The following is a 23,028-nucleotide window of genomic DNA, read 5'->3' on the forward strand; positions in this document are numbered from 1 at the left end:
CAGACCTCAGCGCGCGCGGGCGCGGGGGTCAAGGAAGACGTAGATGATGTCGACCAGGAAATTCGCCCCCAGCACGGCGAACGTGATGGTGAGGAAGATCCCCTGCATGAGCGGGTAATCCTGGTTGCGGACCGCCTGGATGAGCAGGTAGCCCTGCCCCGGGTACGAGAAGACGATCTCGGTGAGCAGCGAGCCGGCGAGCACGAAGCCGAGCGCCATGCCGAAGCCGGTCACGTTGGGCAGGAGGGCGTTCCGCGCGGCGTAGGTGAACATGACCCGCCACTGCGAGAGCCCCTTGGCCTGGGCCATCGTGATGTACTCCTCGGACAGCACGGTGACCATCGCGCTGCGCATGCCGAGCATCCAGCCGCCGATGGTGGCGACGACGATCGACAGGCCGGGCAGGACCATGTGCGACATCACGCTCCCGATGAACTCCAGGCTCCACTCGGGCGAGAGCGTGTCGCTGTAGGCGTGGCGCAGCGGGAAGAGCCCGAGCACGAAGCCGAGGAGGTAGAGCGACACCATCGCGAGCCAGAAGTAGGGGAACGCGCCGAGGAACATCAGGACGGGCGGCGTCACCGAGTCGAGCAGGCCGCCCCGCTTCCACGTCGCGACGATGCCGAGCAGCGTCCCCAGGCCGAAGCTGATGATCACGGCGGCGCCCGACAGCAGCAGCGTCCAGCCGAGCCCCGTCGCGATCACCTCCGTCACCCGCGCGGGGAAGTGCGCGACGGAGGTGCCGAGATCGCCCGTCAGGGTGTGGCCCAGGTAGGTGATGTACTGCTTGTAGAGCGGCTCCCCCGTGAACCCGAACGCCTTCCGCAGCGCGTCGATCGCCTCCGGCTGGAGCTGGCCGCGGAAGCGCGCGAACATCGCCGAGGCGGGATCGCCCGGCATGAGCCGCGGGATGATGAAGTTCAGGGTGAGCGAGGCCCACGCCGCGATGAAATACAAGCCCAGCTGTCGAAGAAGGTAACGCACGGAAGCTCTCTCTTCTAACCTGCTCTCCGGATCAGATCACGCCCGACGTCACTTCGGCTTGAGCTCAGTGAGGACGAGCAGGTACTCGGGCGGGTTGTTCGGCGACAGCTTCGCGTACGGGTTCTCCTTGCTGGGGAACCCGGTGAAGCGGCGGGTGTTGAACTCGCCCCACGACGGCCCGGGGAACAGCGGGACCGAGGGCGCCGTCTCGGAGAAGATCTCCTGGAGCTGCTCGAGCAGCTTCTTCTGCTCCGCCGGCTCCGTGGCGGCCTCGAACGCCTCGAAGAGGCCATCCGCCTGCTTGGCGCCGAACCGGTGCCAGTTGCGCGCCGCCGACTCGCCGACCGGCTTCACGGTCGCGCTGCCGAGGAGGTCGCGGTAGAAGTTGTACGGCGTCGGCTCCTCGTTCGACCAGCCCATCGACAGGTCGAAGGTGCCCTTCTGGAGCGCCTCGAAGAACGCGCTGAAGTCGTACGTCTTCAGCGTGGCCTCGACGCCGATCTGCTTCACCTGCTGCGTGACGATCTGCGCCGCGCGCACCCAGTCGGACCAGCCCGTGACGACGTTGATGTCGAAGCGCAGCGGCTTGCCGTCCTTCACGCGGATGCCGTCCGCGCCCTTGGCGTAGCCCGCCTCGTCGAGGATCTGGTTCGCCTTGGCCACGTTGAACTTCACCCAGTCGCCGGCCTCGACGACCTTCTGGCTGCGCCAGCGCTCGTGCGCGTCGCTGAGCGCCGTCGCGTCCGCCGGCCGCGTGTAGTTGTTCATCGCGACCTTGACGATCTGCTCGCGGTCGAGCGACATGCTGATCGCCTTGCGCACCCGCACGTCGTCGAGCGGCTTCTTCGTCGTGTTCGTGTAGACGAACACGGTGCTGCCGACGAGCGGGAACCAGTAGTGGTGGTTCGTCGGATCCTTGCCGACGTAGACCTTCTCGATCTCCGGGACGAAGTTGCCGGCCCAGTCGACCTCGCCGTTCAGGAGCGCCAGGTTCGCCTGGTCGTTGCCCGGGTAGGCCGGGAAGCGGAGCCCCTTGATCGCGGGCTTGCCCTGCTGCCAGTAGTTCGGATTACGACCGAGCTCGTAGATCTGGTTCTGGAAGTTCTTCACCTCGGTGAAGGGCCCCGTCGCGACCGGGTTCTCGTTCGTGAAGGTGACCGGATCGGCCACGTCCTTCCACTTGTGCTCCGGCACGATCGGCTGGTGCCCGAGGAAGACGAGCCCGGGGACGTACGGCCGCGTGAGCGAGAACTCGACCGCCGAGTCGCTCTTGGCCTCAACCGCGGTCAGCCACTTCCAGACGCCCTGCAGGTCGAGGGCGGCGTGCTTCTTCAGGAGCCCGAAGGTGAAGGCGACGTCCTTCGCCGTGAAGGGCTGGCCGTCGGACCACTTCACTTCGGGGCGAATCGTGAAGGTGAGCGTCTTGTTCCCGTTGCTCCACTCGTATTTCGAGGCGAGCCAGGGGGTGAACTCGCCCTTCATCGTGTTGTAAACGAGGAGCGGCTCGTAGATGCCAGCGACGGTCGGCCAGCGAACGTTGCCTGGGGCCAGCAGAGGATTGAAGTTGCGCACCCACGACGCTTGCTGCTCGATCGAGACGGTCAGGAAGGTGTCCGCCGCGGGGTTCTTGGCCGCCCCTGGAGCGGCCGGGGCGGTGCCCGCGCCGCCCGCGGGGTCCTTCTTCGCGTCGGGCTTCGTGCAACCTGCCGCGGCGCCGACCGAAAGAAGCAACGCCGAGAGAACCAACGTCCGACGCGGCAACAACCAGTTCCTCATGAGAATGCTCCTCGCGGGGCCCTCGTGGACACGCCCGAGCGCCCACCGTCCCTCTCCCATTCAGCTGATCTTCCTGGAAGCCGCCACGTGACACAGCGACTCGCCGGACCCCTTCGCCGCGACGCAGCGCACCATACCGGCATCCAGCCGTCGGCACTGTAGCCGTCTTCGCACAGCAGTGTCAACGGGGATTCGAGGTCGCTACCAAGTTCTCGTGCCGCTCACTCAGGCGCGATTTCAAGGGAGATGTCGTGGCGCGTCATCTATCGCAGCAGCACCGCAGCAGCAATTCCGTCTCATGGTGTCATCGCGCGTCATGACACCTGAGCACTCTGGCGCTCACACTGTTATTTTCTTCGTTCACGGCAAGATAAGGAGTCAGTCGATGATGCATCGTTTCAGGGAGCGGCCGGGGCACGTCTATACAGATGTCCGCGAGCGATGACAAGACCAGATTTTTCCGGCTCGTCCCTGCGGGCGGATGGGCACTCTGCGAGCGGGCGAGGCGCAGCGCGCCCCCTGCGCGGGCGGCGGGAGATCGCGTCCGGAGCGCGCGGCGATGCGAGCGATACGCATGTGCGCGCGGCGTCGATTCGGGGCGCGCGACTCGACGTGTGGCGCCTCGATCCGCCCGGACGTGACCCGACAACGATGTATCGGAGGCGATTCCGTTCCATGTCTTCTAGGTTTCGCGCGGTGGGGCGCGGCGCGATCCGGCGGGCGCGCCTCACGGAAGCGGGGGAGCGGACGCGGGCACGAGGAGGCCGGCGTCGAAGCGCTCGTCTGCCGCGATGTTGCCGATGAACGCGTTCTCGCCGCCCTTCTTCAGCTCGGGCGCGGGCGAGCCCTGTACCACCAGCCCGAAGAGGTTGTCCCAGGCGCGAACCCGGGAGAGGCGACCCGAGCTCCGATCGAACAGGATGCCGGCCCGCGCGCAGCGGGTCACCCGCACGCCGTCGAGGGTGGCTGTGGAGCCGGCGAGCGCGAGGACGCCGTCGGCGACGAGATCGCCGTGCCGCGCGCCCTTGCCGTCCCCGGTCACGCCGTCGATGACGGTCTCTGCGATCTCCGCGTCGGCGGCGAACAGCGCCACGCCGGCCGTGCGGCTCGCGCGGATGAGGGACGAGGCGAGCCGCAGCTGATAGCCCGCGGCGGCGACGCCGATGCCGGCGCCGTGGTCGCCCGACGTGTCCTCGATGAGGTCCCCGGTGATCTCGACCTTGCCGGCCGGGAGCTCCGCGCCGGCGAGGACGCCGACCGAGCGGCTCCCGCGGATCAGATTGCCCGAGAGCGCCGCGGTGGCCCCGCGGTAGACGACGATCCCCTGCCCCGCCGGCGCGCGCCGGTCCGGCGCGACATGCCCCTCGACGAGGTTGCCTGTCACGGTCGCCTCGGATCCGGCATACCCCACCGACAGGCCGGTCCCCTCGTTGTCGCGAAGGACGTTCGACGCGAGCGTCGCGCGGCCCTCCAGCACGGACACGCCGGCGCCGTCGCCCCAGGCCCCTCCGGCGATCGTCCCCTCGACGAGGTTGCCCGTGGCGACCAGCTCGGCGGAGAGATCGCCCACGTGAACCCCGGTCCCGCGGTTGCGGACGATGGCGCTGTCGTGGAGCCGCATCGCCGCGCCGCGGGCCACGGCGACGCCGAACCCGCCGAGCAGCGACGAGGACGCGGCCGCCACCGTCTCCTGGACGAGGCTCCGCGTCATCGTCGCCGCCGTGCCCTCGCCGAGGACGGCGACGCCGATCTCCGCGTTGCCGACGAGCACGCTCGAGTCGATCGCGACGCGCGCGCGGCTCGCCGCGTACACGCCGACGCCGTAGCTGGGCTCCAGGCTCCCGGGCATCGTCCCCTCGACGAGCACGCCGGAGATCGTCGCCGACGCGTTCCCCGTCGCGACGATGCCCGACAGGCGGTTTCCGACCACGGCCGTGCGCTCGACGGACACCTCGCCGCCGTCGCGGGCGACGATCCCCTCGCCGTCCCGGAGGCGCTCCGACGGCGAGGTCCCCTCGACGAGGCTGCCCACCACGGCCGCCGAGGCGCCGGCGTAGAGCGCGGCCACGCCCGCCGCGCGGCTGCCCGTCACCGCGCTCTCCCGGACGAACAGCGCGCCGCCCGTGTCCGCGAGCGCGCCCATGCCGTCGCCCGCCGCGCCGGCGCGCGTCCCCTCGATCCAGCTCGCCGCCACCGAGACCCGCGCGCCGTCGCCCGCAAGGACGCCGGCGTGGGCGGCGCCCTTGATGTGCACGCGCTCGAGCGTCACGGCGCTCGCGCCCATCGCGACCACGCCGGCGCCGTCGCCGCCGATCTCCAGCCCCCGGAGCGTCACCTCCCCCGCGCCGAGCACGGCCACGATCGCGGGCGGGACGACCAGCGGGCTCACCCCGCGGATCCGCACGCGCGAGGCGCACCGGCCGGCGATGGCGACGGGCCTCGCGATGACGGCCGGCTCGTCGTAGGTGCCGTCCGCGAGCGCGATGGTCCCGCCGTCGGCGACGCGCTCGAGCGCCGCCTCGAGCGTCGCGACCGGCCTCGCCTCGGAGCCGTCGCCGTCCGCGCCGGCGTAGCTCGGGTCGACATACACGTTGCCGGGCGCCCGAGGCACGTCCCCCCACGGCCCGCGCCCGCAGCCGTCGGGGCCATCGACGCTCACACACCCCGCTTCCGGCGTCGCGAACGTGCCCGCCGGACACTTCGCCATGGCCGGCCTGCAGAGCCCGTCGTCGCCGACGAGCTCGGGAGCGCAGCGCGGTAGGCCGACGGGAATGCACCCCTCGTCGAACTTCGGGATCGTCCCCGGAGGGCATTTGGCCATCGAGGGGTGGCAGAGATCATCGTCCTCCACGAACAGCTCGGCGCACCCCTGGATGCCCACCGGCATGCACGCGCCCCCGGGCCCGAGGACGTGCCCGCGCGCGCAGGGCGGCGCGGCGGGATCGCCCACCAGCGGAGTGTCGGAGCTGCGCGAGAGGTCGCTGCACGCCGCGGCGAGCGGCGACAGGACCGCGATGCAGGCGGCCAGCCAAGACGAACCCGGGCGCGTCGCGCAGAGGCGCATGCAATACCCTCCTCGGACAGCGCTGCCCCGGCGCGCGCCCCGCGCGCCTCCGCGCGCCCGGGGGGCGAACGAGGCCGAGGAGCCGCCGCGGCGGCGCGAAGACCGCTTGTCGTGCATGAACCGGCGCTCCGAGCGCCGGAGATCACCGCCGAGCCCGCGACAGGATGACGAGGACAGCGCCTGATCGGCGCCGCGCGAACTCCTTCGGAGTAATGAATCTTACAACAGGAGCCAGCCTCCGGCCAGGCAGCGGAATCGCGATCGCGCCGACTTTCCCTGCGTCGCCGCGGACGTCTGCGCCGCGCCGAGGTCTCGGGCGCGCGCGCGGATCTCTCCGAGCGCGGGCCCGCGCGCGCCGCCGATCGTGCGGGTCGCACGCTTTCTGTCAACCACGTTGGGCCGCGCCGAGCGCCGCCGGGACGCTCCGCGGAGGAGGCCGTTCCCGCCGCCTCGCGGGGCCGCCGTCCGCGGCCGAAGCCCGCGCCGGCGCCGTCGTTCCGGACGACGTGGCGACGGCGCGCGGCTCGGGCGCGCGCCGCGCGGCGCGGTCGCCGCAGGGGGAGCGCCGCCCTGGGCCTCTGTCGGCTCACGTGGGCTGCGCAGGGCGTGACCAGAGGACGCTGGGCCGCGGGACGTTGCCGCCCATCAGCGATGATGTCGAGTCCGCAGCCCTCGATTGCAGAGATCGACCAGGTCTTCGGAAATGCGGTTTGCAGGGCCCGATAAAGCTGCAAGTCGGGTCGCCCTCGTCCCGTCCCGCCGCGCGCCGCGCGCCGCGGGCGCCCCGCTGCGCGCGTCGACATTTGCCTTTCTCCAGCGCTCGGGAGCCTCCCACATCGGCGCTGCGACGCGGCCTCGAAGCGCGCCGGCGCGGCGGCGCTCGGGCGCGATGAAGCGGGGCTGGGCTCCCACACGGCGCGGATTCAGACAATGCACTTTCGCCGTCGCCGTCCGGCGAGCCGCGGAGGGCCGACGCGGCAGGCTCTGCACACGCGCTGTCAGGCACGCAGCCTGCTCTCCACGCCGCTCAACATGCCACCGCGGGCCTGAGAGCCCTGGCGGGGCATGGAAGGAGGACGGATGGTTAGCTCGATCGATATGAAGATGGCGCAAGCGGCGATGCTCTTGTCTGCGTTGATGACCGGGTGCGCGCTCGGCGCGGTGACGCCGGAAGAGGCCGACTTGGAGCAGGCCGACGTCGACGTGGCGTCGAGCGAGCAGGCATTGGAGGGAGATACAGCGGGAGATACGGAGGAGACGCGGGGCGGCGGGCCCGTGATCCCCGGCAAGACCGATCTCGGCGGGCCGCTCGCTCAAGGCCCCGTGGGCAAGGGCATCCCCATGGGCCCGGGCCTGGGCGGGCCGATTCAGGGCCCTGGCCAGGCTCCCATCGGCAAGGGCCCTGTCGGCCAGGGTCCTGTCGGCCAGGTCCCTGGCGGCATGCCCGGCGGGCCGTTCGGCGGCATGCCCGGCGGGCCGTTCGGCGGCATGCCCGGCGGCATGCCCGGCGGCATGCCCGGCGGGCCGTTCGGCGGCCTCGGCGGGCCCTACGGCGGCCTCGGCGGGCCCTACGGCGGCCTCGGCGGCCTCGGCGGGCCCTACGGCGGCCTCGGCGGCCTCGGGCCCTACGGTGGCCTCGGCGGCGGCTTCCCGGGCGGCGGGCTCGGCGGCGGCTTCCCGGGCGGCGGGCTCGGCGGCGGCTTCCCGGGCGGCGGCTTCGGCTTCCCGGGCGGCGGCTACGGCTTCCCGGGCGGCCTCGGCGGCTCCCCGTACGGCGGCGCGGTCCCCGGGATGTTCTCCCCCTGACGTCATGTCCTGAGGGCGCCGGCCACGCTGCCGGTCGGGGACAGCGGTGACCGACGCGACGGGCCGCCGGAATCTCCGCGGGGAGCCGCACCAGCTCCCCGCGAGGCCGGCGGCCCGTGGTCGATCGACGTCTCTCCAGATCGCGCGCCCGCGCGGCGCGCTGGCTCGAGCGGCGCGCCGCGCGGGCGCGCGAAAGGTTGGACCCCCGCCGCGCTGACGAGGCAGCATACGGCGATGGAAGACGCCCCCCTCCTAGAGCGCGAGCCGGAGACCAACATTTTCGGTGAGTCCATGGCGGTGTTTCACACGGCCGCGGACCTCATCGGCCTGGCCCCTCGCATCCGGCTGGAGCTCGAGCAGCCCGACTACGAGCACATCTTCTACATCACCACGCAGCTCCAGGACCGCCTCGTCCCCTTCCGCGGGGAGGCGGCCGGGGCCTACGAGCGGCTCCCTGCCTCGGTCATCCCGAACCGCGCCGCCGTCACCCCGCTCTTCAACGGCAAGCTCATCCTCCGCCCCGAGGCGCTCCGGAGCGGCTCGATCCACGTGCAGGACGGCGTGATCCGCCTCGCCGACCAGGGCCTTTACCGGATCCAGCCCGGCGGGTTCGTCCGCTTCAAGGCCTATCGGGTCCAGCACAACCAGGCGCGGGGGCCTTACAAGGGCGGGCTCCGCTTCCACAAGGCCGTGTCGCTCGACCTGTTCAACGCGCTCGCCGCCGAGATGACCTGGAAGGCCGCCATCGCGCATGTCCCGTTCGGCGGCGCCAAGGGGGGTATTCGCATGGATCCGCGCGAGCACAGCAAGGACGAGCTCGAGGCGATCTCGCTCCGGTACATGTACCGGCTGAAGCAGCTCATCGGGCCCAACGTCGACATCCCCGCGCCCGACGTGGGCACGAACGCCGAGGTGATGGCGTGGCTCCTGCGCCAGTACAGCGACGGCGAGCGCGAGCGGCACAACCACCGCGGCGTCGTCACGGGCAAGGACGTGCGCATCGGCGGCTCCGAGGGGCGCGTCAAGGCGACCGGCCAGGGGCTCGCGTACTGCATCGAGGAGTGGTACGCGCAGCGCGGCGCCTCCCTCGCCGGGGCGCGCTTCATCGTGCAGGGCTTCGGCAACGTCGGCTCCGCCGCGGCCGAAATCCTGTGCAGGATGGGCGCCCGGTGCGTCGCGGTGCAGGACGCCGACGGCGCGGTGTACGACCCGAACGGCATCGACGTCGGCGCGCTGACGGCCTACGTGAGCGAGAACCCGCAGAACCTCCGGCGCTCGGTCGCCGGCTACGCCGGGGCCCAGGCGATCGCGCGCGACGACTTCTGGAGCGTCGACGCGGAGATCTGCATCCCGGCCGCGCTCGGCGACGCCATCACCGGCGAGGTGGCCGAGCGGCTCAAGGCGAAGCTCGTGGCCGAGGGCGCCAACCGCCCGACCACGACCGAGGGGGACAAGGTGCTGGCGGAGCGCGGCATCAGCGTCATCCCCGACATCATCGGCAACGCGGGCGGCGTGACCGTCTCGTACTACGAGTGGATCCAGAACAAGCGCATGGAGCACTGGACCGAGGGCGAGGTGAACGCGCGCCTCGAGCGCGCCATCAAGAGCAACTACCGCCTGATCTGCGACATCGCGGAGGACCGGCCGCGCCGCACCGAAGATCACGACTCGACGGGGCTCGTCGTCGGCAAGCGCCTGCCGATGCGGCTCGCCGCGATGGTGCTCGCGCTCAAGCGCATCGAGGCGCACTACATGCTGGAAGGGTTCTCCCAGTAGGCGGCGCCTCCGGCCGCCGGACCGCAGGCGCCGCCCGCGGTCGGTCGCCGGAGGAGCGCAGGCGCGCGCCCATCGTCGACCTGGCACCGGGCGCCGGGCGGCGCTACCGGGCGACGCCGTACCCGAGCTTCTTGATGCCGTAGACCTTGATCTTGTGCTGCAGCGTCCTGAGCGGCAGCTCCAGGCGCCGCGCCGCCTCCGTCTGGTTCCAGTCGGACGCGCGCAGCGCCTCGAGCAGGAGGTCGGCCTCGATCTGCTCCAGGCGCGTCTTGAGGCCGCCCGTCGAGGGGGCCGCCGACGACGCCGGCTCCGACAGGCGCGAGGGCAGCGGCTCGGACGAGCGCTGGGACAGGGCCGGCATGCCGGGATCGGACGAGCGCGAGGGGTCGAGGGCGCGCGACGGCGCGGGCGGCGCGCTGGGCGCGGTCACCGCCGTGCGGATGCGCTCCGGGAGGTCGCGCGCCATGATCGCCTCGCCCTCGGCGATCACCACCGCCCGCTCGATCGCGTTGCGGAGCTCGCGCACGTTGCCGGGCCACGAGTAGCTCTTCAGCAGGGCCAGCGCCTCGGACGTGATCGACTGGACCCGGCTGAGGTTCGCCGCGTTCGCCTGCTGCAGGAAGCCCGCCGCGAGCGTCGCGATGTCGTCGCGGCGCGCGCGGAGCGGCGGGATGTTCAGCGTCATCGCGTTCAGCCGGTAGAGCAGGTCGAGCCGGAACGTGCCCGCGTCGCACATCGCGTCGAGGTCGCGGTGCGTCGCCGCGATCACGCGGACGTCGACCTCGATCTCCTTGGTCGCGCCGACGCGCGTCACCCGCTTGGTCTCCAGCACGCGCAGGAGCGCGGCCTGCGCGGCCGCGGGCAGCTCGCCGATCTCGTCGAGCAGGACCGTGCCGCCGGAGGCGGCCTCGAAGACGCCCTTCTGCTGCTGGCTCGCCCCGGTGAAGGCGCCGCGCTCGTGGCCGAAGAGGGTGCTCTCGATGAGCAGCGCCGGGATCGCCCCGCAGTTCACGCAGATGAGCGGCTCGCCGCGGCGCGGGCTGCGGTCGTGGATGAACCGCGCGAGCACCTCCTTGCCCGTCCCGGTCTCGCCGCGCAGGAGCACCGGGATCGAGGAGCGCGCGGCCCGCAGCGCCACCTCGACGAGCGATCGCATGAGCGGGCTCTTCGTCGCGAGGACGTGGCCGTCGGCCTCCCACTGGCTCTCGGGCACCGCGCCCGCGGCGCCCTCCTCCTCGGGCGGCCGCGCGCCCTCGACCTTCGGCGCGACGTAGAGCAGCGCGCCCTCCGGGGCCGCGAGGTGCACCGGCGCCGCGGGGCTCGCGCTGCGCGACGCCTCGTGGCTCACCTCGATGAGCTTGTCGATGGAGGTCGCGGCGTCGGGGAACACCGCGACGCCCGACACGAGCACGGGCTCGCCCTCGCGGCGCGCGACGATCGTCTTCGCGAGCTCCTCCGCGAGCTCGGGCGTGACCTCCGGGAGCAGGATCTCGAGGGTGTCGGCGCTGTAGAACGCGACGCGATCGACGGGCCGCAGCGCCTCGCGCACGCGGAGCCCCCAGTGGCGGAGGTGGCTCGCCTGGGCGCCGAGCGAGCGGACCACGACGAGCGCGAACTTCCGGCCGAAGAACCTGGACCGCACGATCTCGGCCTGCAGGGCGACGCGGAGCGCGTCGGAGCCCTCCAGGCCGAACGGCGGCAGCTCGCCGCCGGCGAGCACGTGCACCGAGGCGACGATGCCGCCGAGCAGCACCTCGTCCCCGGCCTTGACCACGCCGCTCTCGACCCGCTGCCCCGAGATGCGCGTGCCGTTGCGCGAGCCGAGGTCCTCGACCACGACCTCGCCGCCCACGAGCGTGAAGCGCGCGTGCCGGCGCGAGATGCTCCTGTCGCGGATCACGACGTCGGCCGGGGGCTCCCTGCCGACGACGACGCCGACGCCGGGGCTCATCGGAGCCATCTCGACGCCATCATGGTGGTAAACGAGCAAGAGGACACGGCGCTTCTCCGAGCGCGCGCCCTGGATCAGCTCCCCTGTCTTGACTGACAGCGGTGCAGTCGTCGCCATGGGACCGGTTCTGTGACCGCTCACACTGCCCAACTACGCCTCATTGCTCCAAGCGGCAACCGGGAAGCAACGGCGCCGCGGGTCTTCGACGAAAGCGCGGCTGAACGCGGGGCCCGCCGCGCGGCTTCGCCGCCCGCGCTCCCTCCTCGCGCGGCGCGGGCGCGGCAGCGTGGTAAGGTGGTCGCATGCTCCGTCTCAACGCCGAATGGACAGAGGTGCTCCGCCGTTACAAGGAAGACCACCAGGATCCACGCAACCAGGCGTGTCACAAGGTCGGCATACCGCTCATCGTCGCGAGCTTCCCCGTGGGCGCCACCCTCATCGGCCTCCCGCTCGCGGCCGCGATGTTCGCGACCGGCTGGGGCTTCCAGTTCGCGGGCCACTATTTCGAGGGGAAGAAGCCGTCGTTCGTGGACGACAAACGGAGCCTGATCATCGGCGTGCTCTGGTGTCTCGAGAAATACGGCGTGCGCGTCTTCGAGGAGACGCCCGCCCCCTGACGCGCCGCACCAGCCTCGTCACCCCTCCCGTCCCGCGTGCTGCGATCCGACGCGGACACACCGCCCGCCAAAATCAGTAAAATCTGGAAATTGCCTACTTCACGCCCATGCTGCGATGCACCATGCTCGCTTGACGTGATGCGTGCATGGTCGTACCTGTGTCGCGGGCGGGGGGACGACGACTCTTCTCTTCGGGGGTTTCCAGCGGGCATCGCGCCGCTCCGGCGCTCCGGCGTGCGCCGCTGAGGGCTCCTGTCGCCGACGCGCTCCCGGAGCGTCGTGACCGGCCCGCCGCCGCAGGCGATGAGATGGACGAGAACGGCGAGACGAGGAGACGGCAGATGGGGTGTGCGCAAAGCATGAGGGGGAAAGTCGCCGTGATCACCGGGGGGACCTCGGGGATCGGGCTCGCGACGGCATCCGCGCTGGCGCGGCAGGGCGCCCGGGTGACCGTGCTCTGCCGCAGGACCGGCTCCGAGGGCGCGAGGAAGCTCGCCGCGCTGAAGGTGCAGGGCGAGGTCCACCTCATCGAGTGCGACCTCGGCCGGCTCGCGTCGGTGCGCGCCGCGGCCCGGCAGGTGGCCGACCGGTGCGGGGCCGTCCACCTGCTCGTGAACAACGCGGGGGTGTTCCTGCGCGAGCGCGCGGAGTCCGCGGACGGCCTCGAGATGACGTTCCAGGTGAACTACCTGTCGCATTTTCTTCTGTCGAACCTCCTGCTCGACCGGCTCAAGGCCGCGCGCGACGCGCGCGTGGTCAACCTGGTCGCGCCGGTGGACAGCATCCGGCTCGACTTCGACGACCTCATGTCGAAGCGCTCCTATTCGTTCCTCGCCGCCTCCGCGCGGTCGAAGCTCGCGCTCGTGCTCGCGGCGCGGCGGCTCTCGGGCGCGCTCTCGGGCAGCGGGGCCCGGGTGCTCTGCTACTATCCGGGGCTCGTGCGGTCGGGGCTCTTCGACGGGACCTCGCGCGTGCTCAAGACGCTGATCGACGTCGTGGGCGCGACCCCGGCGCAGGCCGCCGCGAACCTCCTCGCGATCCTGGCCGACGCGCCGCCCGCCGAGAGCCCCGCCTTCTTCGAGCGGACCCGGGCGAGGCCCCTCAAGGGGATGGCGACCGACGCCGAGGCGGCCGCGCGGCTCTGGGACATGAGCGCGCGGCTCGCCGGCCTCACCCGCGCGGACGTCACCTCGGCCCCCGCTTCTTGAGGTCCGCCGCGAGCGAGGTCTGCACGCGCCCGACCTCCCGGGCGACGGCCTGCACCGCCTCGGTCGCGCTCTCGATCGTCCCGGCGCGCGCCTCCCGATCGAGCCGCGCGCAGAGCTCCTTCAGGTTGAACGCCGCGAGCTTGTCGGCGCTCTCGTAGAGCGCCCAGGCGAGCCGCTCGAGCTCGCCGAGCGCGCCCCGCGCCGCGGCCTCGCGCATCGCGGCCACCCGGCTCGGCGCCTCCGTGAGGAAGAGCTCGGTCACCTCGCTGACGACGTCGGGCAGGGCCGCGCGCAGCCCGGCCCGCGGCCTCCCCGACGCCGCGGCCTGGACGCGCGCCCCGCCCGGCGGCGGCGACGGCGTGACCAGCGTCGGCGGCGGACGCTCCACGCTCGGCGGCGCGCTCTCGGGGCGCACCGCCTCGTACGCGCCGGACCGCGACGCCGTGGCGAAGGTCCGCAGCGCGCGATCGACCTCGTCCTGCTTCAGCGGCTTGGACAGCGCGTCATCCATCCCCGCCGCGAGGCACCGCTGCCGCGCGTCGCGCCCGGCGCTCGCCGTCATCGCGATGATCGGCGTCCGCCGGTCCGGCCGCTCGGCGCGGCGGATCTCCTCGGCCGCCGCGTAGCCGTCGAAGCCGGGCATGTGGCAGTCCATCAGCACCGCGGCGTAGCCGCCGCGCCGCACCGCCTCGACGGCCGCGCGGCCGCTGTCCACCACGTCGGCGAGGTAGCCGCGCTTCTCGACCATGAACGCCGCGATCTTCTGGCTCACCGCGTTGTCGTCGACCACGAGCACCCTCGGGCGCGACGAGCTCCGCGGCTCGGTCGTCGCCGCCCCCCGCCGCGACCTCGGCGCGTGCGCGCGCGCGCCGGCGGCCACGTGCTCCGGCGAGAGCCCCGCGAGCAGCCGCAGGCTCGAGTGCAGCTGCGCGCGCCGGATCGGCTTGATGAGCACCGAGTCGACCTCGGCGCGGCTCGGCGCCTCCCTGCCGGGGTAGGTCATGAGCACGCTGCGCGCGGACGCGATCGCGGCGTCCGCCTTGATGCGCTGGAGCAGCGTCAGCCCGTCGAGGTCGGCCAGCTCGAGATCGAGCAGCACCATGTCGTACGGCGCGCCGGCGCCCGCCGCCTCGCGCAGCGCGGCGAGCGCGGCGGCGCCGCTCTCCGAGGTGCGGCACGCCAGCCCGAGCTCCTCGATCAGCTTCTGCGCCACGCGGCGCACCGAGCCGCTGTCGTCGACGACGAGCACCCGCTTGCCGGGCAGGTCGATGCGCGGGATGAGCGCGCGCTCCGGGCCGCGCCCGCGCCGCTCGAACGGCAGCACGAACGAGATCCCCTGGCGGCGCGCGCCGGCGTCCGGCGCGGCGCGGAGCTCGCCGCCCATCGCGGCGATGAGGCGCCTCGCGATCGCGACGCCGGGCGCCGCGCGCAGCTCCGCGGCGCGCGCGTCCTGCTCGGGCAGGAGCCGCGCAGCGCCGCCCGGCGCGCCCGCCCTCCCCGGCGCCTCCGCAACGCCGGCGAGCCCCGCTGCGGCCGCGAAGCGCACGTCGAAGAAGCGCACGTCGAAGCGCACCCGCGCGCTCGCCCCCTCGGCCGCGCCCTCGGGCCCGCCCGGCGGCTCGCCCTCCCGGCCCGCGTCCAGCGCGGCGCGCACCAGCACCTCGCCCCGGGGCGCCGCGCGGATCGCGGAGGTCCCGACGCTCAGCAGGACCTGCCGCAGCCGCGCCGCGTCGCCGCGCACCGCGCCCGGCACGTCGGCCTCGACCTCGAGCACGAGCTCGGTCCTGTCGTCGTGCGCGCGATCGCCGAGCAGCTCCGCCGCGTCCTCGACGGCCCGGCGCAGGTCGAAGTCGACGCGGTCGACGTGCAGCCCGAGGCCGCCGGGCTGGCCGAGATCGATGAGCTCGTCGACCATCGAGAGCACCGCGTCACCGCTGCTCCGGATGCGCCGCGCGAAGGCGCGCTGCTCCGGATCGAGCTCGGTGTCGAGCAGGAGGCCGCTGATGCCGACGATCCCGCTGAGCAGCGTCCGGATCTCGTGCCGCATCTGCGCGAGGACGCCCTCGTCCCCCTCCGCGTCGGCGAGCGCGGACGGCCGCGCCCCCGGCTCGTGCGGCGCGAGCGCGTGCTCCGCGGAATCGGTGCTCCTCGTGGCCGGGCTGCTCTCTGGGCCGCTCCGGCGCTGCTCCTTGCCTGCCATCGACGCCCCGACTCGACCTTCCGCCCGCCCCGCGCGAGCCCACGACGCCGGAGGTAAGAGTGTACTGCTTACAATGTTCCGGTGAAAAGTTTACCGTGGGTACTGGAACGACCGTCCGTCGCCATCGCGCCGGCGCGCGTCGACGACGCCGCGCCGCTTTGCGTCACAGCTCTTTGACGCGCGGGGGTCGCGCGTCCCGAGCGCGTCAGGCGTCGCGCGCGCCGCCGAGCGCCGTCACGACGACGCGCTCGCGATCGACCGCGGCCTCCGCCGAGAGCACGCTGACGGCGGAGGGGTCGTCGGACGACGCGAGCGCGCGCCGGCTGTGCCCGAACAGGCGCAGGAGCAGCTCCGGCGGGGCGAAGTCGAGGTCGCTCTCGTGGACGAAGAGCCGGCCGAGGTGCTCGGCGTAGGCGCCCGCGAGCACCCGGAACGGGATCCTGTCGAAGGCGAGCGCGCGCCGGCGGCTCGCGGCCGCGGAGCCGAGCAGCGCCGCGAAGAGCGCCGTGTAGATGGCGCGCAGCTTGAGGCGCATCGAGGGCGGGCTGCGCTTCAGCGCCTCGCGCAGGAAGTGGACGTTGAGCGGGACGTGGAACGACTCGTCGCGCGTCAGGATCGTGAGCATCTGCCGCACGGCCGGGTAGCGGGCTTCCCGCAGCGCGAGGCGGTACGTCGTCGAGCCGATGGTCTCGAACATGAGGTTCGTGAGCACGATCGTCTCGACCCGCTTCGCGCGGCCGTACAGGCGATAGAAGGTGCCGGTGACGCGGCCCATGGGCCGGACCTCGCCGCCGATGTGCGCGAGGAACTTCGTGAGCAGCTCGCGGTGCCACCCCTCTTCGTCGCCGTAGAGCCGCAGACACTCGCCGAGCTCCGGGTCCCAGGCGCTCACCTCGTCGGCCAAGGCGTGGGCCTGCGTCAGGCCGGACTCCTCGGCGCGGAACGCTGCGTTGAAGAAGGCGATCGCCGCCTGGCGCTCGGCCTCGCTCTCCCACGGGATCGGCTGGGAGAGGTCGAGCTCTTCGTCGTACATCCGCTCCGCGCGGCGGCGCAGCATGCTGAGCCACCAGGACGTGGGGCGCTGGACGGGGGGCTTGCGAGAGACCGGCTGGGGCGCTGCGAAAAGCATCGAACGAGGTGCCCGTCGGCGACGGATGGGATCCTCCTCCGCGATCGCACGAGACGGGACGGGCGCGCACCATAGCGCAGTTTTCCGGCGCGGCGCACCAGGAGCGCGCCGGTGCGCCGGCGGAGGACGCCGGGCGGACGAACCCGGGGCGCTCGGGGCGCGGCGGCGCGCGGCTAGGCTGGACTAGGCGAGACGTGACGCTGCGACGCGTTCGTCAAGGAGGCGCCCTTTGTACGCCTCGTGGGCGTGGGATACCATAGTCGACCCACTGTGTTCTTCGAGCAGCTCCAGCTCCCCCTCGGAGGGCTCACTCCCCAGACTGAGCCCACGCGCATCCCGCGGACCCGGCGCGTCTTCGTCAACCGCAACCTCAAGCTCGCGGGGATCGACTGGGTCGGCTTCGACATGGACTACACCCTGGCCATCTACAACCAGACCGAGATGGACAACCTCTCGATCCAGGGGACGGTCACGAAGCTCGCCGCCCGCGGTTACCCCGAGGATCTCCTGCGGAGCCTCCGCTACCCGATCCACTTCCCCATCCGCGGCCTGCTGATCGACAAGCGCTTCGGCCACGTGCTCAAGATGGACCGGTTCAAGGTGGTCCAGCGCGGGTACCACGGCCTGCGCGAGCTCACGAAGGAAGAGCTCCGGTCGCTCTACCAGCACCGCAAGATCCGGCCGAACACGGCCCGCTACCACTGGATCGACACGCTGTACGCGCTGAGCGAGGCCACGCTCTACGCCGGCATCGTCGACGCCCTCGAGGCGCGCGGCGTCCCGCTCGACTACGCGCGGCTCTTCACCGACATCCGCGAGTGCATCGACGAGGCGCACCGCGACGGCACCATCCTCGACGTCGTCCGCTCCGACCTGCCGCGCTTCGTCGAGCGCGACCCGAACCTCGCGCAGACGCTCCACAAGTTCCGCTCGGCGGGCAAGAAGCTCTTCTTGCTCACGAACTCGCGCTGGCCGTTCACCGAGAAGATGATGACGTACCTGCTCGGGGACGCGATGCCCGAATACCCGAGCTTCCGGCACTACTTCGACGTCATCGTGGTCGCCGCGCAGAAGCCGGCGTTCTTCCAGGAGCGCCGCCCGCTGCTCATCCGCGACGGCGCCGAGGTCCGCCCCGCCACGGCGCCGCTCGAGCGCGGCGCCATCTACGAGGGGGGCAACCTCCACGACTTCGAGAAGTTCCTGAACATCTCCGGCGATCGCGTCCTCTACGTGGGCGATCACATCTACGGCGACATCCTCCGCTCGAAGAAGGAGAGCGCGTGGCGCACGGCGATGATCATCCAGGAGATGGAGGCCGAGGTCGCCGCCCACGAGTCGTGCCGCCGCGAGCACATGGAGAGCGCGCTGCTCGAGGGGCGCCGCGAGGAGCTCGAGGACCAGCTCCGCTTCTACCAGCAGCGCTACAAGGACCTCACCCGCAAGATCGAGGAGGAGCAGCAGAAGAAGAACGGCTCGCCGAACGGCGGCGGAGGCGCGCTGCACGCGGAGGCGGTCGGCGACCACGTCCAGATCGACTACGCGACGTCGTTCTACGAGGCCGAGCGCGGCCGCACGAAGCGCGCGGTCGAGCGCATCCGCGGCCAGCTCCGGGCCGTCGACGCCGGGGTCGCCAAGCTGGAGCGCGAGATCGCCCGCCGCTTCCACCCCTACTGGGGCTCGCTGCTCAAGGAGGCGAACGAGACGTCCAGCTTCGGCGATCAGGTCGAGGAGTACGCGTGCATCTACACGTCGCGCGTCTCCAACCTGCTCGCCTACTCGCCGCTGCAGTACTTCAGGAGCCCGCGCGACCTGATGCCGCACGAGCTCTGATCGCCAACGCCGCCCGCGCCCGCGCGCGGCCGCCGCTCCAGGAGATCGCCATGAGCACCGTCCGCCTCCGCTCGCTGTCCCTCGCGCTCGCCGCCCCCGCCCTCCTCTTGCTCGTCGGCGGCTGCGGCAAGCGGGCCTGCTTCCACTGGACCGAGTTCGAGGGGGCGTGCCCGTCCAGCGACGACGCGTACGTCTTCTTCCAGAACCCCGGGTGTCTGAGCTCGATCGAGTCGATCGACAGCGAGGGCGACTTCGACGGTGAGCTCTGCTGCTACGACGTCACCACGGTCGACACGGGCGACGAGGAGTGCAAGGTCGTGAAGAACCCCGTGCCCGGCGGCGGCGGGGTCGGCGGCTTCTCCGGGCCCAGGTAGCGCCGCGGCCCGCCCGGGCACGCGCGGCGCGCCCCGCGCGGCCGCCGGCGCGCGCTCGCCGCTGGACGCCGGGGCGATTTCGGTCACGCTGGCGCTCCCATGACCACCACCGCCCCGCCCGCCGCGGCCCCCGCGGCCGCGGGCCCGCCCGGCGACCTGCCCACGGCCGTGCTCCGGAGCTCGCCCGCGGACTTCGTCGTCGAAGAGCTCCCCGCCTACGCGCCGAGCGGCCGCGGCGAGCACGTGTTCGTGACCTTCCGCAAGACGGGGCGCACCACGCCCGACGCGGTGCGCGCCATCGCGCTCGCGCTCGGCGCCGACCCGGGCAGCGCCGGCTTCGCCGGCATGAAGGACCGGCACGCCATCACCACGCAGACCGCATCGGTCCAGCTCCCGCTCGCGCGGGATCCGGCGCCGCTGCTCGAGCGGGCCGAGCTGCCCGGGATCGAGATCCTCTCGATCGCGCGCCACGACCACAAGCTCAAGCCGGGGCACCTCGTCGGCAACCGGTTCCGGATCACGCTCCGCGGGATCGCCCCCGCGGCGCTCCCGCTCGCCGAGCGCCGCCTCGCCGACATGGGCCGCGCCGGCGTGCCGAACGCGTTCGGGCCGCAGCGGTTCGGGAGGAACGGCGATAACCCCGAGCGCGCGCTCGCGTGGATCGCGGGCCGGGAGCGCGGGCCCCGCGACCGGCGCGAGCAGCGGCTGCTCTTCTCGGCGCTCCAGTCGCTCTGGTTCAACGAGGTGCTCGCGCGCCGCGAGGCGGACGGCACCTGGAGCACCGTGCTCCCCGGCGATCTCGCCAAGAAGCGCGACACCGGCGGGCTGTTCCTCGTGCCCCTCGAGGGCCCGGAGGTCGCGGACGCCGAGGCGCGCGCCGCCGCGCTCTCGATCTCGGCGACGGGCCCGATGTTCGGCCGGAAGATGCGCTGGCCCGAGGGCGCCCCGGGCGCGCTGGAGCGCGAGGTGCTCACGGCGGCGATCGGCGACCCCCGCAAGCTCGACGCGTTCGCCCACGCCGGAGAAGGCACGCGGCGCCCCCTGCGGCTGGAGGTGGACGGCCTCGCGGTGTCCGCCGCCGAGGAGGCGGCGAGCGCCGGCGCGCCGGAGCCCGCGGGGGCTAGAGGCGCAGGGCAAGGAATTGTCGTCTCGTTTGTGCTACCGAAGGGCGGCTACGCGACCACCGTCCTTGGGCGAGTCTTTCGGCTCGTCGACGCCTCCGCCCCCCAGCCCTCCGTCGGCAGGCCGGGCGCGGCCGGCGCCCCCGCTCCGGAGGAGGAGGACGCAGTCGAGGAAGGGCAGCCCAGCGCCGAACCGTAGGACGTCTCGAGGCGCGGCCCCCACCCACCCCACCATCGGAAAGGCACCAAGGAAGAAGATGAACCTCGTCGAGTGGCTGCAGCGCATCATGGTCGGCTTCGGGGCCGCCTGGGTCATGTGGTTGATGATCGGCCTCAGCGTCGTCTCGGTCGCCATCATCCTGGAGCGCGCCTGGTTCTTCTGGTCGCTCCGCGACGATCTCGCCGTCCTCGCGCGGGATCTCCGGACGTCCCTCGACGACTCGATCGAGGCCGCGCGGAAGCGGATGGAGGCCTCGCCCTCGGCCGAGGCCGCGGTCGTCTCGGCCGGCCTCGCGGTGGCGCACCAGGGGCCCGACGCGGCCGAGGAGGCCATGGCCGGCGCCGCGGCGCTCCAGCGCATGAAGCTCGAGCGGCGCCTCGCTTACCTGGGCACGCTCGGCAACAACGCGCCGTTCATCGGGCTGTTCGGCACCGTCATCGGCGTCGTCGGCGCCTTCGACGCGCTCGGCCAGGCGGCGAAGACGCCGGTCGCGCAGGCCGCCTCGCAGGCCATGGCGCCGCAGGCCGTCATGTCGAGCATCGCCGAGGCGCTCGTCGCGACCGCGGTCGGCCTCGCCGTCGCCATCCCGGCCGTCGCGGCGAACAACTACTTCCAGCGCATGATCAAGTCGACGCTGGCCAACACCGAGGCGCTCACGCGGGTCCTGCTCGCGCACCTCAAGATCGACCCGGCGTTCGCCGGGGCCGCGCCCGCCGTCGCCGCCGAGCCTCGCGCCAAGGCCGCGCGGGCGCCGCGCCAGGAGGAGAGCAGGAAGGGCGGCGCGGGCGAGGAGGAGCGCTGATGGCCGCCACGGGCCGCAACGACGATGACGAGATGATCAGCGGCATCAACGTCACGCCGCTCGTCGACATCACCCTCGTGCTCCTCATCATCTTCATGGTGACCGCGAAGATCATCGTCTCGCAGTCGCTCCCCCTCGATCTGCCGAAGGCGGCGCAGGGGCAGGAGGTGCAGCTCGTCTTCGGGCTCGAGCTGCACGCGAACGGCGACACGTTCGCCGACGGCAAGAAGCTCGCGGGCGAGGACGCCATCCTCCCGATCGCGCGCGAGGCCCAGGCGAAGAACCCGGAGCTCCGCGCCGTGATCCGCGCCGACACGACGGTCCCGCACGGCCGGGTGATCCGCGCGCTCGATCTGCTGAAGCAGGCGGGCGTCTCCAAGATCGCGTTCGGCGTGACGCCGATCGCGCCCGAGCCCGGCGCCGCGCCAGGCGCCCCGGCCGCGCCGCCCCCGGCCGCCCCCGCGCCGGCAACACCGAGCCCCGCGCCCTGAGCGCGCCGAGCGAGAGCTTATGAGCCAGGTCACGAGCCATCGCGCCGCGGGGGCGCTCCACGACGGGCGCCGCCGCGACGAGCGCCCCGACCCCGGGGACGCCAAGGAGCCCCCCAACGCCCTCGGCGCGCCGGGCGCGGGTCACCCCGGCGATCGGCGGCGCGCCGCGGATCCGCTCGCCGCGGTGCTCGGGCTCGGGGACCGCGCCTCGCGCGTCGGCGCCTTCCTCGGGGTCACGCTGGCGCTCACCAGCCACAGCGCGGCGTCCGCCCGGGCGATCGTCTCGGGGTCGCTGCGCGACATGCGGCACATGGTCGAGGAGATGCGCGCCGGCATCCACGACTACCTCTGGGCGATCTACGAGGTCGACGTCGCGCCGCCGAAGGCCGAGGAGCCCAAGCCGCCCGAGCCCGAGCCGCCGCCCGAGCCCGAGCCGGAGCCCCAGCCCGTCGTGAAGGCCCCGCCGCCTCCGCAGGCGAACACGCCGCCGCCCAAGGACGACCCCTACGATCCGCCCCCCGCCGCCGCCGAGGCGGCGAAGGTCCTCACGCGCGAGCCGGATCCGGACGAGGTCCTCGACATGACCGACCGCGGGATCGCGAGCGGCGAGGGGCAGGGCGTCGGCTACGGCCAGGTGGCCGGCGCGGGCACGGCCAAGTCCCCCACGTTCAACCCGAACGCCAAGGTCGGCGGCGTCGTCGGCGGCAAGGGCACGGGCGCCCCGGTCCCGCCGCCGCCGGCCGTCGTGGGCCCGGACCTCTCGGCCCCGGCCGGCCTGGTCGGCAGCAGCAGCTGGAACTGCCCTTTCCCTCCGGAGGCCGACGTCGATCAGATCGATCAGGCGAAGGTCGTCCTCATGGTCACGGTGCGCCCCGACGGCAGCCCGCTGTCCGTCAAGGTCGTCAGTGAGCCCGGCCACGGTTTCGGTCGCGCCGCGCGCATGTGCGCGCTCAGCCGGCGCTACTCGCCCCCAAAGGATCGCGCGGGCTCCCCGATCACCGGCACGACCCCGCCCATCACGGTGAACTTCACGCGCTAGCGCGTCGCGAGGGCTCCCGGAAAATTCGCTTCGCGGCCGGCGCCTCGGCTATTCTCCGCGACAGCTTGTGATCGTCCCCGAACGGATCGAGCAGCTCTCCAAGGTCCCCCTGTTCAAGGGCCTCACCCCGGCCGCGCTCGAGCTCATCTCGCGCGTCGCGAGCGAGGAAACGCACGCCCTCGGCACCAAGATCTTCGAGCACGGCGATCCGGGCGACAAGCTCTACATCCTGCTCGAAGGCAAGGTCCGGATCAGCCGCGAGATCGCCGGGATCGGCGAGGAAGCGCTCGCGGTGCTCGGCCCGGGCGCGGTGTTCGGCGAGATGGCGCTGCTCGACGAGGCCCCGCGCTCCGCCGACGCGCGCGTGCACGAGCGCTGCCGGCTGCTCACCGTGTCGAAGGACGCGTTCGAGGATCTGCTCTTCTTGCACAAAGAGCTCGCGTACGAGGTCCTCTGGAACGTCGTCCGGATGCTCGTCCAGCGGCTCCGCGAGACCAACAACAAGCTCACGTTCCTCTCCGTTTCGGGCAAATTCGAGTAGAGTGCGGCCCGATCGCCCGGCGACCGTGCGAGCGCGCCCCGGGCGGCGCGCCCTGCTGCACGGGCAGCGGCGTTCTGCTCACGATCAACGGTTCCTTTG

The 23,028-nt window shown here is 72.7% G+C and carries 17 protein-coding genes; 11 read left to right on the forward strand and 6 right to left on the reverse strand.

Annotation, left to right across the window (positions count from 1 at the left end; genetic code table 11):
* Nucleotides 1-6: 6 nt before the first annotated feature.
* From WMF20_RS25280 to WMF20_RS25290, 3 genes are all read right to left on the reverse strand, one after another.
* Nucleotides 7-984 carry an ABC transporter permease gene (locus WMF20_RS25280; protein WP_437604518.1) on the reverse strand — a complete coding sequence of 326 codons (978 nt, stop codon included), beginning with the start codon at nt 982-984 and terminating at the stop codon, nt 7-9.
* Between the two features lie 48 nt (nt 985-1,032).
* Nucleotides 1,033-2,760 (reverse strand): ABC transporter substrate-binding protein, encoded by a 1,728-nt coding sequence (locus WMF20_RS25285; protein ID WP_207217489.1) that lies wholly within the window; start codon nt 2,758-2,760, stop codon nt 1,033-1,035.
* Between the two features lie 727 nt (nt 2,761-3,487).
* Nucleotides 3,488-5,824, reverse strand: a complete 2,337-nt coding sequence (locus WMF20_RS25290; protein ID WP_437604520.1) for a right-handed parallel beta-helix repeat-containing protein — start codon at nt 5,822-5,824, stop codon at nt 3,488-3,490.
* Nucleotides 5,825-6,904: 1,080 nt separating this feature from the next.
* On the opposite strand from WMF20_RS25290, the gene WMF20_RS25295 reads away from it, so the two are divergent.
* Nucleotides 6,905-7,630, forward strand: a complete 726-nt coding sequence (locus tag WMF20_RS25295; RefSeq protein ID WP_437604521.1) for a hypothetical protein — start codon at nt 6,905-6,907, stop codon at nt 7,628-7,630.
* Nucleotides 7,631-7,864: 234 nt separating this feature from the next.
* Nucleotides 7,865-9,406, forward strand: a complete 1,542-nt coding sequence (locus tag WMF20_RS25300) for a Glu/Leu/Phe/Val family dehydrogenase (RefSeq protein ID WP_129576814.1) — start codon at nt 7,865-7,867, stop codon at nt 9,404-9,406.
* A 103-nt stretch (nt 9,407-9,509) separates the two neighbouring features.
* Here the strand turns inward: WMF20_RS25300 and WMF20_RS25305 are convergent, their stop codons facing one another.
* Nucleotides 9,510-11,474, reverse strand: coding sequence for a sigma 54-interacting transcriptional regulator (locus WMF20_RS25305; protein WP_129576815.1), 1,965 nt, complete (start codon nt 11,472-11,474; stop codon nt 9,510-9,512).
* A 185-nt stretch (nt 11,475-11,659) separates the two neighbouring features.
* Here WMF20_RS25305 and WMF20_RS25310 point away from each other — a divergent pair, with 185 nt between their 5' ends.
* Both WMF20_RS25310 and WMF20_RS25315 read left to right on the forward strand, forming a co-directional pair.
* The gene (locus tag WMF20_RS25310; protein ID WP_129576816.1) at nt 11,660-11,974 is read left to right on the forward strand and encodes an Mpo1-like protein; all 315 of its coding nucleotides are present in this window, start codon (nt 11,660-11,662) and stop codon (nt 11,972-11,974) included.
* A gap of 359 nt (nt 11,975-12,333) precedes the next feature.
* Nucleotides 12,334-13,182, forward strand: coding sequence for an SDR family NAD(P)-dependent oxidoreductase (locus WMF20_RS25315; RefSeq protein ID WP_437604523.1), 849 nt, complete (start codon nt 12,334-12,336; stop codon nt 13,180-13,182).
* Here the strand turns inward: WMF20_RS25315 and WMF20_RS25320 are convergent.
* Together WMF20_RS25320 and WMF20_RS25325 are read right to left on the reverse strand one after the other, a co-directional pair.
* Nucleotides 13,160-15,382: a response regulator gene (locus tag WMF20_RS25320; protein WP_437604524.1), complete on the reverse strand. Its 2,223-nt coding sequence runs from the start codon at nt 15,380-15,382 to the stop codon at nt 13,160-13,162. The genes WMF20_RS25315 and WMF20_RS25320 overlap by 23 nt on opposite strands.
* A 205-nt stretch (nt 15,383-15,587) precedes the next feature.
* Nucleotides 15,588-16,439 (reverse strand): ferritin-like domain-containing protein, encoded by an 852-nt coding sequence (locus WMF20_RS25325; protein ID WP_437604525.1) that lies wholly within the window; start codon nt 16,437-16,439, stop codon nt 15,588-15,590.
* 342 nt (nt 16,440-16,781) lie between these two features.
* Here WMF20_RS25325 and WMF20_RS25330 point away from each other — a divergent pair, with 342 nt between their 5' ends.
* From WMF20_RS25330 to WMF20_RS25360, 7 genes are all read left to right on the forward strand, one after another.
* Entirely contained in the window at nt 16,782-18,341 is a 1,560-nt protein-coding gene (locus WMF20_RS25330; RefSeq protein ID WP_437604526.1) for an HAD-IG family 5'-nucleotidase, read from the forward strand.
* A 50-nt stretch (nt 18,342-18,391) separates the two neighbouring features.
* Nucleotides 18,392-18,715 carry a hypothetical protein gene (locus tag WMF20_RS25335; protein WP_437604527.1) on the forward strand — a complete coding sequence of 108 codons (324 nt, stop codon included), beginning with the start codon at nt 18,392-18,394 and terminating at the stop codon, nt 18,713-18,715.
* A 99-nt stretch (nt 18,716-18,814) separates the two neighbouring features.
* Nucleotides 18,815-20,035 (forward strand): tRNA pseudouridine(13) synthase TruD, encoded by a 1,221-nt coding sequence (gene truD, locus WMF20_RS25340; RefSeq protein ID WP_437604528.1) that lies wholly within the window; start codon nt 18,815-18,817, stop codon nt 20,033-20,035.
* 58 nt (nt 20,036-20,093) lie between these two features.
* On the forward strand, nt 20,094-20,858 hold the full coding sequence (locus WMF20_RS25345; protein WP_129576823.1) for a MotA/TolQ/ExbB proton channel family protein: 765 nt from the start codon (nt 20,094-20,096) through the stop codon (nt 20,856-20,858).
* Nucleotides 20,858-21,349: an ExbD/TolR family protein gene (locus tag WMF20_RS25350; RefSeq protein ID WP_129576824.1), complete on the forward strand. Its 492-nt coding sequence runs from the start codon at nt 20,858-20,860 to the stop codon at nt 21,347-21,349. The genes WMF20_RS25345 and WMF20_RS25350 overlap by 1 nt, the downstream gene beginning before the upstream one ends.
* 19 nt (nt 21,350-21,368) lie before the next feature.
* Nucleotides 21,369-22,388 (forward strand): energy transducer TonB, encoded by a 1,020-nt coding sequence (locus WMF20_RS25355; protein ID WP_437604530.1) that lies wholly within the window; start codon nt 21,369-21,371, stop codon nt 22,386-22,388.
* Nucleotides 22,389-22,455: 67 nt separating this feature from the next.
* Nucleotides 22,456-22,929: a cyclic nucleotide-binding domain-containing protein gene (locus WMF20_RS25360; RefSeq protein ID WP_061621876.1), complete on the forward strand. Its 474-nt coding sequence runs from the start codon at nt 22,456-22,458 to the stop codon at nt 22,927-22,929.
* Nucleotides 22,930-23,028: the final 99 nt, after the last annotated feature.

Origin of the sequence: Sorangium sp. So ce834 (assembly GCF_051521425.1) — a bacterium.
Lineage (GTDB): Bacteria > Myxococcota_A > Polyangia > Polyangiales > Polyangiaceae > Sorangium > Sorangium cellulosum_D.

What these genes read in the sequence shown, in the direction of transcription:
- WMF20_RS25320 (WP_437604524.1), bottom strand. Translation starts at nt 15,382, where the DNA reads ATGGCAGGCAAGGAGCAGCGCCGGAGCGGCCCAGAGAGCAGCCCGGCC.
- WMF20_RS25335 (WP_437604527.1), top strand. Translation starts at nt 18,392, where the DNA reads ATGAGCACCGTCCGCCTCCGCTCGCTGTCCCTCGCGCTCGCCGCCCCC.
- truD (WP_437604528.1), top strand. Translation starts at nt 18,815, where the DNA reads ATGACCACCACCGCCCCGCCCGCCGCGGCCCCCGCGGCCGCGGGCCCG.
- WMF20_RS25310 (WP_129576816.1), top strand. Translation starts at nt 11,660, where the DNA reads ATGCTCCGTCTCAACGCCGAATGGACAGAGGTGCTCCGCCGTTACAAG.
- WMF20_RS25300 (WP_129576814.1), top strand. Translation starts at nt 7,865, where the DNA reads ATGGAAGACGCCCCCCTCCTAGAGCGCGAGCCGGAGACCAACATTTTC.
- WMF20_RS25345 (WP_129576823.1), top strand. Translation starts at nt 20,094, where the DNA reads ATGAACCTCGTCGAGTGGCTGCAGCGCATCATGGTCGGCTTCGGGGCC.
- WMF20_RS25355 (WP_437604530.1), top strand. Translation starts at nt 21,369, where the DNA reads ATGAGCCAGGTCACGAGCCATCGCGCCGCGGGGGCGCTCCACGACGGG.
- WMF20_RS25350 (WP_129576824.1), top strand. Translation starts at nt 20,858, where the DNA reads ATGGCCGCCACGGGCCGCAACGACGATGACGAGATGATCAGCGGCATC.
- WMF20_RS25315 (WP_437604523.1), top strand. Translation starts at nt 12,334, where the DNA reads ATGAGGGGGAAAGTCGCCGTGATCACCGGGGGGACCTCGGGGATCGGG.
- WMF20_RS25295 (WP_437604521.1), top strand. Translation starts at nt 6,905, where the DNA reads ATGGTTAGCTCGATCGATATGAAGATGGCGCAAGCGGCGATGCTCTTG.
- WMF20_RS25290 (WP_437604520.1), bottom strand. Translation starts at nt 5,824, where the DNA reads ATGCGCCTCTGCGCGACGCGCCCGGGTTCGTCTTGGCTGGCCGCCTGC.
- WMF20_RS25285 (WP_207217489.1), bottom strand. Translation starts at nt 2,760, where the DNA reads ATGAGGAACTGGTTGTTGCCGCGTCGGACGTTGGTTCTCTCGGCGTTG.
- WMF20_RS25305 (WP_129576815.1), bottom strand. Translation starts at nt 11,474, where the DNA reads ATGGCGACGACTGCACCGCTGTCAGTCAAGACAGGGGAGCTGATCCAG.
- WMF20_RS25325 (WP_437604525.1), bottom strand. Translation starts at nt 16,439, where the DNA reads ATGCTGCGCCGCCGCGCGGAGCGGATGTACGACGAAGAGCTCGACCTC.